The 17,028-nt window shown below is 33.8% G+C and carries 13 protein-coding genes; 3 read left to right on the top strand and 10 right to left on the bottom strand.

All coding sequences use genetic code 11. From position 1 onward, the window contains the following. Window position 1: 1 nt before the first annotated feature. Window positions 2-589 (bottom strand): helix-turn-helix domain-containing protein, encoded by a 588-nt coding sequence (locus RH81_RS16365; protein ID WP_052172417.1) that lies wholly within the window; start codon window positions 587-589, stop codon window positions 2-4. Between the two features lie 219 nt (window positions 590-808). On the opposite strand from RH81_RS16365, the gene RH81_RS04885 reads away from it, so the two are divergent. Further along, a complete protein-coding gene (locus RH81_RS04885; RefSeq protein WP_052172418.1) occupies window positions 809-2,821 on the top strand; it encodes a serine hydrolase in 2,013 nt (670 codons plus the stop codon). Between the two features lie 89 nt (window positions 2,822-2,910). Here the strand turns inward: RH81_RS04885 and RH81_RS04890 are convergent, their stop codons facing one another. The 4 genes from RH81_RS04890 to RH81_RS04905 all read right to left on the bottom strand — a co-directional run bounded on the left by RH81_RS04890 (window position 2,911) and on the right by RH81_RS04905 (window position 10,363). Next, a complete protein-coding gene (locus RH81_RS04890; protein ID WP_033958492.1) occupies window positions 2,911-3,102 on the bottom strand; it encodes a cold-shock protein in 192 nt (63 codons plus the stop codon). Window positions 3,103-3,263: 161 nt separating this feature from the next. Further along, window positions 3,264-4,577: a DEAD/DEAH box helicase gene (locus RH81_RS04895; protein WP_033958493.1), complete on the bottom strand. Its 1,314-nt coding sequence runs from the start codon at window positions 4,575-4,577 to the stop codon at window positions 3,264-3,266. A gap of 5 nt (window positions 4,578-4,582) precedes the next feature. Next, on the bottom strand, window positions 4,583-5,923 hold the full coding sequence (locus tag RH81_RS04900) for a DEAD/DEAH box helicase (protein WP_033958495.1): 1,341 nt from the start codon (window positions 5,921-5,923) through the stop codon (window positions 4,583-4,585). A 144-nt stretch (window positions 5,924-6,067) separates the two neighbouring features. Then, a complete protein-coding gene (locus RH81_RS04905) occupies window positions 6,068-10,363 on the bottom strand; it encodes a T9SS type A sorting domain-containing protein (RefSeq protein ID WP_081988215.1) in 4,296 nt (1,431 codons plus the stop codon). A gap of 393 nt (window positions 10,364-10,756) precedes the next feature. Here RH81_RS04905 and RH81_RS04910 point away from each other — a divergent pair, with 393 nt between their 5' ends. Together RH81_RS04910 and RH81_RS04915 are read left to right on the top strand one after the other, a co-directional pair. Next, window positions 10,757-11,326, top strand: a complete 570-nt coding sequence (locus RH81_RS04910) for a Crp/Fnr family transcriptional regulator (protein WP_033958497.1) — start codon at window positions 10,757-10,759, stop codon at window positions 11,324-11,326. Window positions 11,327-11,394: 68 nt separating this feature from the next. Then, a complete protein-coding gene (locus tag RH81_RS04915; RefSeq protein WP_033958500.1) occupies window positions 11,395-12,135 on the top strand; it encodes an acyl-CoA desaturase in 741 nt (246 codons plus the stop codon). Between the two features lie 102 nt (window positions 12,136-12,237). Here RH81_RS04915 and RH81_RS04920 read toward each other — a convergent pair whose 3' ends face one another. The 5 genes from RH81_RS04920 to RH81_RS04940 form a co-directional block, all read right to left on the bottom strand. Next, window positions 12,238-12,654 carry a hypothetical protein gene (locus tag RH81_RS04920; RefSeq protein ID WP_033958503.1) on the bottom strand — a complete coding sequence of 139 codons (417 nt, stop codon included), beginning with the start codon at window positions 12,652-12,654 and terminating at the stop codon, window positions 12,238-12,240. A gap of 196 nt (window positions 12,655-12,850) precedes the next feature. Beyond that, window positions 12,851-13,042 (bottom strand): cold-shock protein, encoded by a 192-nt coding sequence (locus tag RH81_RS04925; protein ID WP_033958506.1) that lies wholly within the window; start codon window positions 13,040-13,042, stop codon window positions 12,851-12,853. Window positions 13,043-13,126: 84 nt separating this feature from the next. Continuing rightward, window positions 13,127-14,221, bottom strand: coding sequence for a nickel-binding protein (locus RH81_RS04930; RefSeq protein ID WP_033958509.1), 1,095 nt, complete (start codon window positions 14,219-14,221; stop codon window positions 13,127-13,129). A gap of 88 nt (window positions 14,222-14,309) precedes the next feature. Next, entirely contained in the window at window positions 14,310-14,684 is a 375-nt protein-coding gene (locus tag RH81_RS04935; protein WP_081988217.1) for a DUF4242 domain-containing protein, read from the bottom strand. Window positions 14,685-14,830: 146 nt separating this feature from the next. Further along, complete coding sequence (locus RH81_RS04940; RefSeq protein WP_033958512.1) at window positions 14,831-16,861, bottom strand: M13 family metallopeptidase; 2,031 nt, start codon at window positions 16,859-16,861, stop codon at window positions 14,831-14,833. Between the last annotated feature and the right edge of the window lie 167 nt (window positions 16,862-17,028).

Below are 17,028 nucleotides of genomic sequence, written 5' to 3' on the forward strand. Positions count from 1 at the left end.
ATTAGAATAAGTTTGGAACAAATGAAAGCGAATTTTTATTTTCTTTACTAAGTTGAGAAGATGTTTTAGCTATCATAAAAATATTAAATACAACAGCCAGTAAATACACTGTGTTTGATGTATAAAGCCCTAAACCTGCTTTTCCAACAATAAGGTTTGTTACTAAAAGCGAAATTAACATACCAATAACGGTAAAAAGACTCCATAGTAATTGAAAACTTAACATCTTTCCTGCTATATTATCTTTTGGGTGGATTTCTTTATTTGTCTTCCAAAAAATAAAGGGTATACAAAGATTAATAAATGGTATAAAAACCAATAACAATGTGAAAAGATTCATACGTTTCAATGCAGAAAAATAAGATATAGGAGTGTCCTTTTCTTCAAATTTGGATAACAATTCTGAAGCATCTAATTCTAAAGTTTCAGCCAAAATATTGATAGTAAATCCTCTAGGTTTTACAGTTCCTTTTTCTATACGTTGAATGGTGCTTAAGGAAACATTTGACTTTTCTGCCAAAGCTTCTTGCGATAACCCTAATTTCTTTCTAGAATCTCTTACTTTACTTCCTAAACTTTCATTCTGCATAAATTCAGTTAACCTATATTAATTCTATTCGCAATATATAATAATAAAAGAAAATTTGCGATAGTTTCAATTGGCTTAAACAAACACACACTCAATGTTTACAAACTGTGAATCTTCGATTTCACACACTTTTTACACTTTTTTGACATGCATTGCTGTTCATATTTGATTATATCCAACTATTTTTAGCATGAATCAATTAAACATACATCATACTTTATGCTAAAATCAAAAAGAAGTTCGTCAGTTGTTATAAATATTATTGTAGCCTTTTTATCAATCTTTATGTTGTCCTGTGGGCAAAATAATAACACTGATAATACCTCTAAAGACAAAAGTAGCAAAATTGACGAAATTGTTAGTCTTTATGCAGATTATGGAATGTTTAATGGTTCCGTTCTGGTAGTCGACAAAGGTGAAGTTATTTACAAGAACGGATTAGGATTAGCTAATATGGAATGGGATATTTCAAATACTGTAGATACCAAATATCGCCTTGCCTCTGTCACCAAACCATTTACAGCCATTATGATTATGCAAATGGTCGCAGACAACACATTAGATTTACAAGAACCTATTTCAACTTATTTACCTGACTATCCTAAAGAAAATGGTGATCAAATTACCATTCATCATCTCTTAACTCACACCTCTGGAACTGTTCGAGATTATGATTCGGATAAAAAAATCAATCAATTTCCAGACAGAGCACAACTAAAACAATTGGTAAGTGAATTTTCAGGTCTTCCGCTAGAATTTAAACCAGGTAAAAAATTTTCGTATAGCAATTCGGGTTTTATGGTATTAGCCCATATTATAGAAACAGTTTCTGGGAAAAATTATGAAACGATGTTGCAAGAAAATATTTTAGATGTTGTTGGAATGAAAAACACTGGTACAGACAAACACAGACCAATTATTAAGAATAGAGCAAAAGGCTATTTTAAAAGCTTTGGAAGCTATTATAATTGCAATTATGTAGATATGTCTACAATTCCTGGAGTTGGAAATATTTACTCAACGGTTGGAGATTTATTCCTTTTGGATCAGGCTTTGTATGATGACACTCTCTTACCAAAAAAACATCTCGATGTTATGCTTACCAAACATGTTGAAGATCCCAGTTATGGAGGTTTTCATGGCTATGGCTGGGAATTTATAAATAAGCCTATTGGTAATACTTCAGAAACCATTGAAACTATTGGTCATAGCGGTTCTATTGATGGTTTTCGTGCATTGTTTACTAGAATTCCATCAAGTAATTCTTCGATTATGCTCTTAAATAATACAAGTCATGCCTTCCTTACTTCTATGACTACTGCTATTACAGGAATATTATATGACAAACCTTATGATTTGCCTTTAATTCCTCTAGCACAATTTATGATTGAAACAATTGAAAATGAAGGTATTGATAAAGGCATTCAGTTTTATAAAGAACATAAAGACTCGCCAGATTATTATATAAGTGAGCAAGAACTCAATGTTGCTGGATACAAATTCTTACATGCTGAAAATGCCAAAGATGCAGCAGAAGTTTTTAAACTAAGTACAGAAGTCTTTCCAGATAGAGATAATCCTTACGATAGTTATGCCGAAGCACTCAGAGCTTTAGGGAAAAACGAGGAAGCTATTGAAAACTATAAAAAATCAATAGACCTCAACCCGAAGAATAATAATGCTAAAGAAATGCTTAAAGAATTGGAAGTTGATTATTTAATAGATTTATTAAAAGTAGATGATACTTGGGTGAAAGAGATTATTACATTCCCAATTGGTTGGGCTCCAAAAATGACTGTCAATGGATTTGAAGAGTTACGATTTGCTCCAGAATGGTCCAACGCAAAGCATGAGGATTTTTGGTCACTGGTTATGGCTTGGAAGCTAATTACTCCTACTGAAATTACTATGGACGAATTACAAATTAATCTAGAAAGTTATTATGATGGATTGATGACACCTAACCATTGGTCTAAAGAGTTTCCAAAACCAAGTTTAGAGTTATTTGATACTATTAAAACTGAAACTAGTACAGAGTTTAAAGGTAGAATGACAATTTTTGATGGCTTTCATACAGGTGAAATTATCACCTTAAATATTTTGGGTCGACAGCAACTTTGTAAAAGCACTGGGAAATCAATCATAGTATTTAAGTTTTCACCAAAAGCATATACCGAACCTATTTGGAAACATCTAAATAATATTAACCTAAAAGACGATAGTTGCAGGTAGTTCACTACATTTTAAATTCTGCTAAATACAGCGCATAAAAAAAGCCCATCAAAATTGATGGGCTTTTTATTAAACTTGAAGTATATGTATTAGATAACTTTTACGTTTACTGCGTTTAATCCTTTGTTTCCTTCTTGAAGATCAAATTCAACTTGGTCGCCTTCGCGAATTTCGTCTACTAATCCTGAAATGTGTACAAAGTGATCTTTGTCTACGCCTTCTTCAGTGATGAAACCAAATCCTTTGGCATCATTGAAAAATTTTACTGTTCCTTTACTCATTGTAATGTAATTTAATTTATAATACTAATTGAATCGCAAAGATGGTGCCATTTTTTTAACAAACAATGCATTAATTCACTTTTTTTCAATTTATTATAAATCAGACCTTTAGGTATTTCGCTGTGATTCCTTACAGAATGGTACATTGGTGTGAATTCGTATTAGATAATAGTAACCCTAACTTTTTTCTTTTTTAGTCGTGTATTATTGAGTTTTGCTACCAAATTGTCTGCAATACTGACAGGAACTGCTACAAATGCACAATCTTGTTTTAATTCTATAACACCCAACTGGTCTTTATTAATACCTCCTTGCTTAAAAAATAATCCAGCAATATCTCCTTTTGAAATTTTATCCTTTCGACCACCAGAAATGAATAAGGTTGTCCAAAACTGCGGATTACGGTTTCCACCTTTAGAAAGCATCTGAACTTTCGGTTTTCCTACAAATTCAGGAAATTCCTCTTGAGCTCCTTTTATTAAATAAGCAGTACCTTTTGAATCTACTCTTGCAGTTCTTCCATTTCTATGCGTGTACTCTTGCAAAGCAGATGGAATCTCGTAATGTATAATATATTTCATCTCAGGAATATCTATGCCTCTGGATGCTAAATCACTTGCGATAAGAATAGATACACTTCCATTTCGTAGTTTGATCAAAGCACGTTCTCGATCTCTTTGCTCCATACCAGCATAAAAACAAGTATGTGCCATTCCCTTTTTGTCCAAGAAGCGACTTAAATCTTCAATGCGTTCTTTTTGATTGCAAAAAATAATTCCGGGATCATTTCCCAAATGGTTTAATAAATCTATAACAGTATTATGCTTGTTTTTAGAAGGAGACAAAACCGTTTTTACCGTAAGTTGGCTGCTTGGTCTTTCTTTTAAAAAATTTAAGGTTTCAGCAATTCCCATTTTAAAATAACTTGGAATCTCAGTTCCATACGTTGCAGATGTCAAAATGCGTTTTGAAAGGTTAGCTAAGTAACCCATTATTGTTTTCATTTCGCCTCCTGCTCCAACTTCAATTGAAACATCAAACTCATCAATAACCAAAGTTTTGATGAATTTTGTAGTAAAACGACCTTGCTCTAAATGATCAGCTAATCGTCCAGGTGTACCAATTAAAATAGCAGGTGTATGTTTAAGATCTATTTTATCTTTCGATATTGCTCTACCTCCATAAATAGCATTGGCTTTATACCCAGAACCCATATTTCTAATTACCGTTTCAATTTGAATAGCTAATTCTCTTGAAGGCACTATAATTACAGCTTGTACTTCTGTACACTTTGGATCTAATACATCTAATAATGGTAGCAAAAAAGCCACAGTTTTACCAGTTCCTGTAGGAGATAACAGAATGGTATTTGTATTGTCTTTAATAACAGCCAAAGCTTGCTCTTGCATCGGATTTAAAGCATAAATATTTAATTTCTCAAGAATTTCTTGTTGTGCTTTGATATTATTTGCCATAATAATTAGTTCTTTTTAGTAGTCTTGGATTTATCCGCTTTTGAAGTGGAAGTAGATGTTTGAGCCAAATAATTGGCTAATAATTTATCGACTAATTCTTCTTTCGTTAAATGATGGAATATTGTTTTTATTTCAGCTTTTAAATCTTCTGAAACGTCACGATTCGGTTTCGCCTTAAATATTTTTTTTGCCCATAATAAGGTTTTATTGTCTTCTATACTTTGAGTATCTGCTTTTTTGAATTCATTAAAAACAATACCTAATTCGTCTTCAAAATCTGCAATATCAACAACTTCTTCTTGCTGTAATATTGTTAAAGCTAGTCCTTTTGCTCCTGCTCTAGCAGTTCGTCCGCTTCTATGCACATACGCATCATAAGTATCTGGCAAATGATAATTTACTACATAAGCAATCTCTTTAATATCAAGACCTCTAGCCGCTAAATCTGTAGCAACTAATATATCTAAATGACTTTCTCTAAATTGACCCATTATACGATCTCGAATGCCTTGTGATAAACTACCATGAATAGCACCTGATGAAAATTTATTGATGGCTAAGTTCTTTGCTAGTTTATTAACCGCAGCTTTAGTCTTACAAAAAATAATACCGCGTTGTCCAGGCTTAGAGTTTAAGAAATGCAATAGCACATCAAGTTTCTCTATAGGTTCAACAACAACATATTGATGATCTATACCTTGATGTCCAATAGTAGCCATGTCTGCTTCTATATGAACAACATTCTTGGACATGTAATTTTGAACCAATTGCTTAATCGTTCCAGGCATTGTAGCTGTAAACAATAATGTTCTTCTAGATTTCGGAATGTCTTTAATAATACTATCTAATCCTTCTTTTAGAGCGCTTACCATTTCATCTGCTTCATCTAAAATAAAATAAGAGATGTTTGAAATATTTACAGCCTGACGTTTTACTAAATCGGCTAAACGACCAGGAGTAGCAACCACAATATGCGTTGTTTCGTTTAAACGTTCCATTTGAGGTTTAATAGGAATCCCTCCACAAACCGAAGCAATAGATATTGAAGGCAAATGCGCAGAAAACGAAACTAAATTGGCATAAATTTGCTGCCCAAGTTCTCTTGTAGGTGCTAAGATTACTGCCTGTATTTCGGTGTTATCTAAATCTATTAATTGTAATAATGGAAGACCAAATGCTGCAGTTTTCCCAGTTCCAGTCTTTGCCAAAGCCACCACATCTTCTTTTTGATGCAATACCACTGGAATTGTCTTCTCTTGAATATCTGTAGGAACAGAAATTTGTAAATCAGCTAAGCCTTTTTGCAGCTGTTCATTAATTCCTAAATCGGAAAAACGCTTTGACATAAAAAATAATTTTCGCAAAGGTAAGAATACCATTCTTGGTAACAGGACAAATAGATGCTTGTGAATCTAAAATGTGTTATAAAAAAAACTGCCGCTAAAAAATAGCGACAGTTTTCATTTCCAATTATTTAATCTAAGCTTTTATTATTTAATAATCAGCTTTTGTGTTTTAGTACTAGTCTTACTAGATACTTTAATAATATAAACACCAGAACTAATTGATGACACATCAATTGTATTAGTTAAACTAGCTGGATCTAATTTTTGACTTAAAACTAATCGTCCTTGAATATCATATAAATCTGTATCAGTAGCATCTGTTAACACACCTTTAATAATAATGTCTTTCTGATTTTCATTTGTATAAATGATTAAATCATTAAGAGCTTCATTTGGATTTAAAGACAATGTATCAGCCGAATATCTCAAAAAGAAACGTCCAGTACCAACCATATCAGTTGTTGGTGTGAATGTATAATCTGAAGTATTCAATAATGTTAAGGTATTCAATAAAGTATCTTCTAGAAATACATTAACATTTGCAGGTACAGGTGAATATATATTATCTTCTAAACCTATAGTTAATGGACTTCCTGCTAATGCTTTTATTCCAACTGGAATAACAACATCATTAAAGTCATTATATGGTAATGATTGGATTGCAATATCTAATCCGTCATTCTCCTCTACAAGGTTCGTAAATATTAAGAAACCAGCTGCTCCATTTCCTCCATAAGATCCAGCGTCATAACCAGCATCTAAACCTCTAGTTGTACCTTCAATAAAATAGATACGTGTATTAGAAGAATTAGTTGAACTTGATAATCTTAGTTTACTTAATGCAACATTTAAACTGCTAGCTTCACGGCCTTGTATAAAGTCATCAGAAGATCCTGAACGTCTCATAGAAGATGTATAATTTACTAATCCACCACCTGCTTGCGACTTAACAAAGAATCCTTGTCCTGGTGCAATTAATTCAGTAACCTCTGCATCAGCAATTGTTGCTAAATTCCAAACTACCCAACCGTTAGTTGCGCTACCATCATAACCATATATTGCTTGGAAAGGACCAGCAGAATCAAATTCTCCTAAGTTTGCATTAAAGAACGTATCAAAATCCATGTAACTTGAATAAGGATTTCCGATTAAATTCCAAGCTTTTCCAGCTTCAGCATCAGTGATAGGGACATCTAATACATCTCCACTCAAAGGCGTTCCTGTATAGATTAATCTGTTACCATCTATTGTAGCGGCTCTATAACCTACTCCTGAAGTCATTATCGTACCTGCATTGGCAACAACATCATAGTTTTGATACTCACCTGCAACTGTATTGTAAGGAGCATAACCTCTTACAGTACCTTGAAATGCTAAATTTCCATTTCCAGGGTCAGTTGCAAAAGATCCAAAAGTTTGTCCTGACAGCGGTGGAGATGCTAAATCGTTAACACCTACAATGTTTGTAAATCTGTGATAATTTACTGTTCCTGTAATTGTACCATTTACAATTAAGCTTGAGAACAATGCCGATTGAGAAAAACACGTTGTTTCATTAGTAGTCATAGTTACACCAGTGTCTATTGTCATTGATGCACCAGGTTGAATTGTAAGTTGACCACATTCTAAATCTGCATCAACTACAAGATCACCACCAATAACATTAATGTTATCTACAGCTCCTGAAACGCCTGATGGATCACTAGGTGCCCAACCATTATTATACACATAATTTACAGGTACTACAGGTAATGCAGAACCTTGTACAGCTCTAACATTATCAACATATACTGTAAAATCTAGAGAGTCATTCCAATTAGCATTTGCACCATTATTTCCAGAACCATTTCCTGCCCAATTCGGGAATAAACCTATTTGTGAATATTCTCCATTTGCTAGATTTTGATTATCTACAACCTGGTCAAAAGTAAAAGTTAATGTTTGCCATCCACTTCCAGAAACATAATCGGCTTGATCAGCTGAAGCTGGTGCACCAGGTGGAAGTAAGTTTTCTACTTTACCAAGCATTGTAAAATCTTGTGTAGCATATACATCTACTTGAACAATAACCGTAGTTGTTAAATCCATAAAGAAATCTTGCATAATGACATTTGCATTTTGCCATGGATTACCTGCACTACTTGATATAATTTGACCAACAGTGTTTAAACCGTCTAAAGGATCTGTAACAACATTTGCTGCTCCAAGACCTTCTGCTCCTGTAAAAGTTGTAGTTCCTTCAAAATCTTCTAAAAGATCTAATATAACTGGCGGAATACATGAAGGACTTGTTATCATAGTACTTAGTGAACATAAACCACCATCGGCAGTATCATCAACTGTTACTGTAACGTCTGTACCTTCCGTAATTCCTGTGACTGTTATTGTACCTGAAGCTACAAGATTGGGATCGTCACCGCCTACAGTTCCTGAAGAGGCAGCTACAACATATACATTGCCATTTAATCCATTTGTAAAATCGACTGTGGCTGTGTAGGTATCGTCTGTTGCACCAGGACCTAATGGTTCATCACAAGTTGCGCTTGTACTCCCTAAAACGGTTGTACAGGAGACTGCATTAAATTCATCCGCTCCCATATCAAAAGTTCCCGTCAATGGTCGTACGTCTCCATCAATATCATCAGTTATGCCTACATCTACACCTGCACCAATTGCAGGAGAACCTGGCTGGAGATGTAAGTCGCCATTAGCCGCATCTACATATAAAGGGTCAAAAGAAGCTGCATTACCTCCTTGTCCGTTAGTTTCCCATGGACCTCCTGCTGCATTTTGCCAAGCTATAAATGAAAGAATAGGTCCACTTGTACTTCCTTGTCGGGCAGCACCAGTGTTAGGAGAATAGTAGTGATTATAATCCATTATTGCAGGATGAGATGTCGCACTTCCTGACATAACACAAGCTCTTGTGTTGCCATATGTATATAGTATATTATTCCGTATGTCCCAATTGGTTAAAGACCCAGCAGCGATTCCATAAATACTTTCACCATTTGTATAAAATGAATTGTTATGTACTGTTAAACCTTGCACTATTGTAGTTACAATACCCCAATAACTGTTAAAAAAATTATTTTTAATGATTGAACTTGAATTAACTGGACCTGCAGTTCCAGCTACATTTCCAATTCCATAGCCTCCGTTTGCAAATTTATTACGCTCTATAATAAATAGCGATGACGCATTTGTTCTTAGTTGTACCGAAGTTGCAGTGCCAACTGCCGATAGAGCGCTAAAACTTACCGTATTGTCCTGCATAATTAAAGTCGTACCTTCTACCACTTCTACCATATGAAAAGCCGTATTACTTCTTGTAAGCCTAGAGTTTTTAATAGTCAGTTCACCTCCTGCAGAATTAATTATAATAGACTGAAGTGCACTACCACTAGTCATATTAATGGTACAGTTATCTAAAGTGACACCGTCCACACCATCAACCCATACTGCTCTTGCTGCAGTGGCTGTCCAATTGAGGTCTTTTACTACCCAATGTTCACCCGTTGTAAAGTGTAAACCTGCAGAGGTTGTTGAGGCAGCTGTGGTTGTTATATTAGTTTCGTCATTTCCTTTTCCTTGTATGGTAATGGGATTAGCTAAGGTACCAGAATCGGTTAGTGCATGTGTTGACGCCCATGAATAAGTTCCTGCATCAATATAAATAACATCACCTGGTGCTTGTGTTGAGCGAGCTAAGGCGTAGTCTAAAGTAGCAAATGGCTCAGCTGCTGAGCCATCATTTGTGGCAATGTCTTGACCTGCCGCTGTAGTAAAATCACCAGCAGTAAAAGTGCCGTCATTGATATAAAGATCACCTGTTACGTCTACAACAAGAGGTGCTGCTCCAAAACTAATCTCATCTATAAACATTGTAATGTTTGGTATTGGATTATCTGGATAACAACCAGTTGTACATGCACCTGTAGTTCTCCATCCTGGAAAAAACACTATTGTTGAATAAATCCCATTTGCTTGTGCTGTATCATCTTTATTAACTGCAAAATCAAAAGTTAGTTGTTCCCAACCAGTTCCTGTATGTGTAGCATCTGTTGCAGAAGCTGGTCCACCTGTAGTTACTTTAGCTAAAAAATTAAGTGACGCTCCCATATTTGAGTAGTACACCCACATTTTTACCTTTTTCTCATCTGGATCACCAGGATCATCAGTTAAATCAAGCTCAAAACCTGATTGAAGAATAAGCCCTGCTCCTTGCCATGGTGCTCCAGCAGTTGTGGCAAGTCTAAGAACATTTCCTCTTGTTCCTCCCGAAGCAGGATCAGCAACTTGAGATATGCCTACAGTACCATCACCATTATCTTGAAAAAATGCAGTTCCTGGTCTTACTGGGTCAAAATCTTCTACAATGGTTTGAGAAAAGCCTACTGAAGTAATCAAGAGGCACAGTAAAAATGTAAAATTTTTCATATTTTTGTTAGATATTATTTAATATTCTGTACAAGAAAATGAATAATCTTCAATAGAAAGTATCCACTACCTATACAAAAACAATACAAATAGCCATGTGTGCAGAATATTGATATTTCACAAAATCTAACTTAAAATCCTAATTATTAAATAATTAAGTGTCGTTTAGAGTGATTTAACAAGTGATAAATAAACCATACAAGCAAAATTCTAACTCATAATTGCGAAAATTAACTGATAATAATTCCTATTTACTAAACTTTTAAAGGCTTAGTTTTTCTTCTGATGTAATCAAAAATTCGTGAGGTTAAATTGAGATATTTACTTCTAATAATTATTTAGCTAATCTCGAATAAAGTATCTTTGTAATCTCATTTACTTGGACGATAAGATTTGCAACAAATAAAAAATTACTTAGAACAAATAGCGACGATATCAAACTCAGATTGGGAGTTTTTTACATCCAAATTACAGCGTCGTATCATTCCGAAGAAAGACGTGTTTTTAAAACTCAACGCTATAGAAAATCACATTTCTTTTATCGAATCTGGTGTTGTACGTTTATTTATTCCGAAAGACGATCCTGAAAAAGAAATCACCTTTGGTTTTAGTTTTAAAGACCAGTTTGTTAGTGCATATGATTCGTTCTTAACTCAGAAACCTTCAGCTTATCAATTGCAAGCTCTTACTGAAACGACTATTTTAAGTATGACTTATGACGATTTACAAGCTGTTTATAAAACAACACAAATCGGAAACCTAGTTGGTAGACTAACAGCTGAACGTCTCTTTTTATTAAAATCTAAGCGTGAACAAAACCTCTTAAACCTTACAGCTGAAGAGCGCTATTTAAAATTGTTTAAAGAGCGTCCAGAACTCATAAAGGTAATTCCTCTCAAATACATCAGTTCCTATATTGGCGTCACTGCGCAAGCCTTAAGCAGAATTAGAAAACGGATTTAAATTCCATTTAATTGATTTGGGTTCATTGTTTCAAATGCAACATCAGATTATCTTTGCAAAAAAAGATTATGGTGATTGTTCTTTTCGTTTTAGTGCTGTGGTATGGAGGCTTGTTTTTTCAGTCGTTCTTTTTGCATCGTTATGCTGCTCATCAAGTATTTACCATGTCAAAACTCATGGAACGCATCACCTTTGTTCTCACCTGGATTTTTCAAGGCTCAAGTTACTTAAGTGCTTATGGTTACGGAGTAATGCATCGTATGCATCATGCCTATACAGATACTAAAGAGGATCCACATTCTCCATCTCATGATGCTAATTTATTTGCCATGATGTGGAAAACAAAAACGATCTATCAAGACATTAATAAACAACGGATTTCTATAGATGAGCGTTTTACTAAAAATGTTCCACAGTGGAAAGGGTTTGATACATTCGCAAGTTCTCGATTTTCACGACTGCTTTGGATTACACTTTATATTTTAGTCTTTGTATACTTTGTTACAGCCTGGTGGCAATGGTTACTATTACCAATAGCATTTTTAATGGCTCCAATTCATGGTGTCATCATTAATTGGTTTGGTCATATTTATGGTTATGTGAATTACCAAATGAAGAATACGAGTAAAAACCTCTTCCGCTTTGATTTTTTAATGATGGGTGAAGGTTACCATAATAATCATCATAAACATGCAAGCAGAGCTAACTTTGGTGTGAAATGGTATGAGATTGATATTACATATTTGATCATAAAACTATTAGACATCTTTGGTTTAATTCATTTGAAGCCGATTAGAATTAAAAAATAATAAGCACAAATTTTCCACTTAAACATAAAAAAGCTGCGATTGCAATCAATCGCAGCTTTTTACCAACCAACATTAAAAAACTAATTTAATGACGTTTCTATTTTATTCATTACATGATGCGTAATCGAAAGCTTCTCTAAACATCGTACTGTGGATTTCTCCATCATCATTTATCCAATTTACTACATAATTATCACACACAAATTGAGGTGTTAATATAGACGTATTTCCAAAGTTAAGATCTACAATCACTTGGTCTCCTTCATAAAACCAGTCTAAACCATTTAGTCCATCAGCAATTTGTTCTTCTACAGTTCCGAATACGCCATCAATTCCATAAATATCAAAACGTTTATCTACTGTAAATTCATAAAGGATATTGTCTTCAAATCCAACAAGGCTCCAGCGTCCTAATAGTGTTGCTTCAATACTGTTATCTTCAGGAATCGTTGCATCATCATCGCTTGAGCAATTAAATAGTGTCGCTACTAATATTAACATAAAAATGGTCTTCTTCATAATTTGAGTGTTTTTGAGTTCTTTTATATATAACAACTGAACTTTAAAAAGTACTGAAAAATAAAATAATTCTTTTAGAAAGCCCTATTTCAGTCTAGCTATAAAAGATATTATCCTTGTTTCGATATAGATAGATGCATTCATAAAAAAAGCCCATCAAAATTGATGGGCTCTTCTAAAACTAGTAGTATATGTATTAGATAACTTTTACGTTTACTGCGTTTAATCCTTTGTTGCCTTCTTGTAAATCGAATTCAACGGAATCGCCTTCGCGAATTTCGTCTATCAATCCAGAAATGTGTACAAAGTGATCTTTGTCTACGCCTTCTTCTGTTATAAAACCAAAACCTTTGGCATCATTGAAGAATTTTACTGTTCCTTTACTCATTGTATTATATTTAATTTTTAATAATTATTTAATAGTATTCAAAGATGATGCCACATTTTCGACACACATCTAATAATTAAATAATTAGGCTATTTTCTTAATATACTTTGAAGGTAGCATGCCATAAGCTTCTTGGAAAGATTTAGAGAAATAAGCAGGACTGCTGAAACCACACCTATAAGCAACTTCAGAAATGTTAGACTTTTGATTTTTAAGTAATTGCAAAGCCTCATTTAATCGATACGATTTTAAAAAGCTGTTAGGAGAGTTCCCAATAACTGACATCATTGTTCGATATAATTTAGATTTACTATAACCTAAATTTTTATGAAAATCACCTACTGTAATATTAGACTGAGACCATACCGTTTTCGTATATTCTGCTAATTGCACTACAAATTCTATTTCTTTTCTGTCTAGAGAAATAATCCCTTCTGAATTAATCGGATTGTTTTGATTCTCACTTTCGTATAAATCATTAACCTCTGGTGAGAGTACAATTTGACCTCGACTAACTAAAGACAAATAATTGGCTTCTTTAATGGTTTCTTCAAAGATACTTTTCTTATTTGTTACTGGAATACCTGCACTAATTCCAATATTAAATTCTAAATCTGGAGTAATCACACAATTATGAATCTCTTGAATTTTATTAGCACTTTGAATCGCTTTAGTTACGGAATCGAAAGACATTAAATATATATTGGATTTTTCATTAACGATTCGTCCATTGTGATTGCTAACTATATTGGTAATAGACTTATGATAACCACGAATAGCTGCATTTAAAGTTTCTTGTCCACTGTTTCGGAGTTTTTTCTTTTTTAATGTAACCACCATTAATGTTCTAAAGGCTGGATCATTTATGATATTGAGTTTTGTGTTTTTCGATTTTTCAGGATCTACTATTCTACCCAAAAAAGATTCAACTATGGTATCATTGACTTCTATAATTCGTTGTGGAACTGCGCCATGTGCTTTTTCATGTAAATCAATTATGGCCTGCTTGTTAGGCGCTTCAATTAAGCAGAAAGCCGTTTGTCGTCTTTCATCACACCAATAGGTTAATCCACGACAATTATATTTGTGTTCAATTTTTAAATCTGCCTGATGCATTTCAGCAACATGTGCTGATGTAACACCATCTGGCAAATCGTGAAAATCCATATATATTGGCATACAATTTATTTTTATCTAAGATACTATTATTATAAAACAAGAAGCTAACTTTGAATTTGATAGCTTCTTGTATTCGCTTTTATTTAATCTAAAGTTCTGCAGTTTCAGGACTTATCATTGTTTTGACTTCACTTATTGAATTAGCAGGGAAATTTCCTTTTCGAGCATGCTCTTCAACTAACTCTTTGTTTTCTGCGTTGTAAACGCAGTATACCTTATCTCCAGTAACATAGCTATGTTTCCATTCAATTTTCGGTCCCATTTCTTTTAAAACTGTACAAGATGTTTGAGAGATTCCTTTTAACTGCTCAGTTGTTAAATCTCCTGCTCCTGGAATAATACGTTCAATGACATAAGTTTTCATAGTGTTGTTTTTAGTGATTACTTGATCTTGTTTTTCTTGACCTATCGCATAATTTGTAGTAATTAGCGCTAAGATTAAGATGACTTTAATTGTCTTCATGATTTATTAGTTTTAATTTTTAATACCTCAAAACTACTATACCATTAAATCGAAGATGTAATCATTTGGTCCAAAAAAGGATACATTTGGTTCAACACATATGAGTTACCCATAAATTATCTGTACATACATTAAAAAAGCAGATTCTACCAAATCTTTATACGCTCGGCTTCTGTTCTATAATTCGCTTCACCTTTTTGTACATTAAAAGCTTCATAAAATGGAGTAAAATTCATTAATGGTCCATTAACTCTCCAAATTGGTGGTGAATGTGGATCTGTAGCCACGTAATTACGTAAGTATTCATCGCGCATTTTTACACGCCAAATATTTGCAACTGATAAGAAGAAACGTTGATTTGGAGTGAAATCACCAATTTTAGTAGTGCCTTGTCCTTGCTCAGTCATTTTAAAAGCATCAAAAGCAATTGCTATTCCACCATTATCGGCAGTGTTTTCACCAACCGTTAAAGCGCCTTTTAAATGTATGCTATCCAATACCGTAAATTGGTTATACTGCTCAACGATTTGCTCTGTTTTTGCTTTAAATTTGGTGTAGTCATCATCAGTCCACCAATTAGTAACATTCCCATTTTTATCATATTGTGCGCCTTGGTCATCAAAAGCATGTGTAAACTCATGACCAATTACCATTCCTATACCTCCATAATTTACAGCATCATCTGCATACAAATCAAAATAAGGTGCTTGTAAAATACCAGCTGGGAATACAATCTCATTAAGTGACGGATTATAATACGCTGTTACTGTGGAAGGTGTTGTATACCATTCGTCCCTATTTGGCGCTTTATTTAATTGTTTAAGTTCGTATACATAAGCATCTTTGCGTAAGGCAACTACGTTTTCAAAAAATTGATCTCTACTGATAGAAACGTCATACGTTCGCCATACATCTGGATATCCGATTTTTTTGTTAATCGCATAGAGTTTATCAATCGCTTTTACCTTGGTACTATCACTCATCCAATCTAAATTATCAATACGTTTTTCTAATACTTTCTGAAAATTATTGACCAAATCTAAGGCGCGCTTTTTAGCATCTTCATTAAAATAACGTTTCACATATAACTGTCCTAAAGCAAAACCTATTTGTCCGTCAACACGACGCACCATTTGCTTTGCTCTTGGTTGTTGCTCAGATTGACCCGATAACACTTTAGAATAATTGAAAGATGCATCTTGAAAAGGTTTACTCAAAATATTGTCATGAGAACCTATAGAGTTTGCTTTTAAAAACAACTTCCAATCGTCTAAGGACACAGAAGCTAGCATCGTATTTACAGCATCATAATAAGCAGGTTGTGCTATGTCTAAAGAATCCACCTTGGCATCTAAAGTATTTAGCAAAGACATCCAATCGATGTTTGTGTGTTTTGCTTGTAAATCAGAAACCGCCATTTTATGGTAGTTCTCTTTAATGATTCTGCGTTCTACTCTTGTCTTGTGCGATTTTGCTAATTGAGTTTCGATATTGTAAACGATTTCTGCTTGTGCCTTAGCATTATCATCACCTACTAATTCAAAAAGACGAGTTAAGTACGTTTTATAAGCTTCCTGAATTTGTTGAACTGAAGGATCTTCTGCAAAGTAATAATCACGATCTGGTAAGCCTAATCCTGTTTGAGCAAAATGTAATATATTAATTGAACTATCCTCCTGATCTGGAGAAATGTAAGGATTCATGATAGAATAGTCACCTGACTGCATTTGAGTAGCAACAAAAGCTAACAAAGATGGTACATCACTAATTTTATCTATTCTATCTAAAATAGGCTGAATTGGCTTTATACCGCGTCTATTGATGCTTATTGTATCCATTCCAGACGAATAAAAATCGCCAACTTTTTGTTCAATACTTCCTTTTGTATGCTCTTCCTGTGATACTTCTTCTAATATGTTTTTAAGCAATTCCTGCTGAGGAATATTTAAAAATCGATACGCTCCTACTCCGACTTGATCATCAGCGATTACAGCATTTTCAAACCAAGTTTTATTAACGTGATTAAAGAAGTCATCTCCAGGTTTAATAGAAGAATCCATTCCTTCAAAAACCACAGGTTTGATTTCTGGCGAAGTTTTGACGTCAACAGTAGACTTATCGTTTTTGCAGGACACGAATACTAGAAGAATTAATGCGAAGTATAGAAGGTTTTTCATGAATTAAAGTGTTTTGTTTCTCAAAGATATACATTTCTAATCGTGTACAATCATATTTTAATATTTGGGAATTGTAGAATCGTATTTCAATCTTTCAACAATCATAATTCACAATACATTAACAAAAAGTTACGTTTATATTTTCTATATTCGGCCATCAAAAAAAA

This window comes from Psychroserpens jangbogonensis (assembly GCF_000797465.1).
Classification (GTDB): domain Bacteria; phylum Bacteroidota; class Bacteroidia; order Flavobacteriales; family Flavobacteriaceae; genus Psychroserpens; species Psychroserpens jangbogonensis.

What these genes read in the sequence shown, in the direction of transcription:
- RH81_RS04885 (WP_052172418.1), top strand. Translation starts at nt 809, where the DNA reads ATGCTAAAATCAAAAAGAAGTTCGTCAGTTGTTATAAATATTATTGTA.
- RH81_RS04935 (WP_081988217.1), bottom strand. Translation starts at nt 14,684, where the DNA reads ATGAAGACAATTAAAGTCATCTTAATCTTAGCGCTAATTACTACAAAT.
- RH81_RS04905 (WP_081988215.1), bottom strand. Translation starts at nt 10,363, where the DNA reads ATGAAAAATTTTACATTTTTACTGTGCCTCTTGATTACTTCAGTAGGC.
- RH81_RS04890 (WP_033958492.1), bottom strand. Translation starts at nt 3,102, where the DNA reads ATGAGTAAAGGAACAGTAAAATTTTTCAATGATGCCAAAGGATTTGGT.
- RH81_RS04900 (WP_033958495.1), bottom strand. Translation starts at nt 5,923, where the DNA reads ATGTCAAAGCGTTTTTCCGATTTAGGAATTAATGAACAGCTGCAAAAA.
- RH81_RS04920 (WP_033958503.1), bottom strand. Translation starts at nt 12,654, where the DNA reads ATGAAGAAGACCATTTTTATGTTAATATTAGTAGCGACACTATTTAAT.
- RH81_RS04925 (WP_033958506.1), bottom strand. Translation starts at nt 13,042, where the DNA reads ATGAGTAAAGGAACAGTAAAATTCTTCAATGATGCCAAAGGTTTTGGT.
- RH81_RS04915 (WP_033958500.1), top strand. Translation starts at nt 11,395, where the DNA reads ATGGTGATTGTTCTTTTCGTTTTAGTGCTGTGGTATGGAGGCTTGTTT.
- RH81_RS04930 (WP_033958509.1), bottom strand. Translation starts at nt 14,221, where the DNA reads ATGCCAATATATATGGATTTTCACGATTTGCCAGATGGTGTTACATCA.
- RH81_RS16365 (WP_052172417.1), bottom strand. Translation starts at nt 589, where the DNA reads ATGCAGAATGAAAGTTTAGGAAGTAAAGTAAGAGATTCTAGAAAGAAA.
- RH81_RS04895 (WP_033958493.1), bottom strand. Translation starts at nt 4,577, where the DNA reads ATGGCAAATAATATCAAAGCACAACAAGAAATTCTTGAGAAATTAAAT.
- RH81_RS04940 (WP_033958512.1), bottom strand. Translation starts at nt 16,861, where the DNA reads ATGAAAAACCTTCTATACTTCGCATTAATTCTTCTAGTATTCGTGTCC.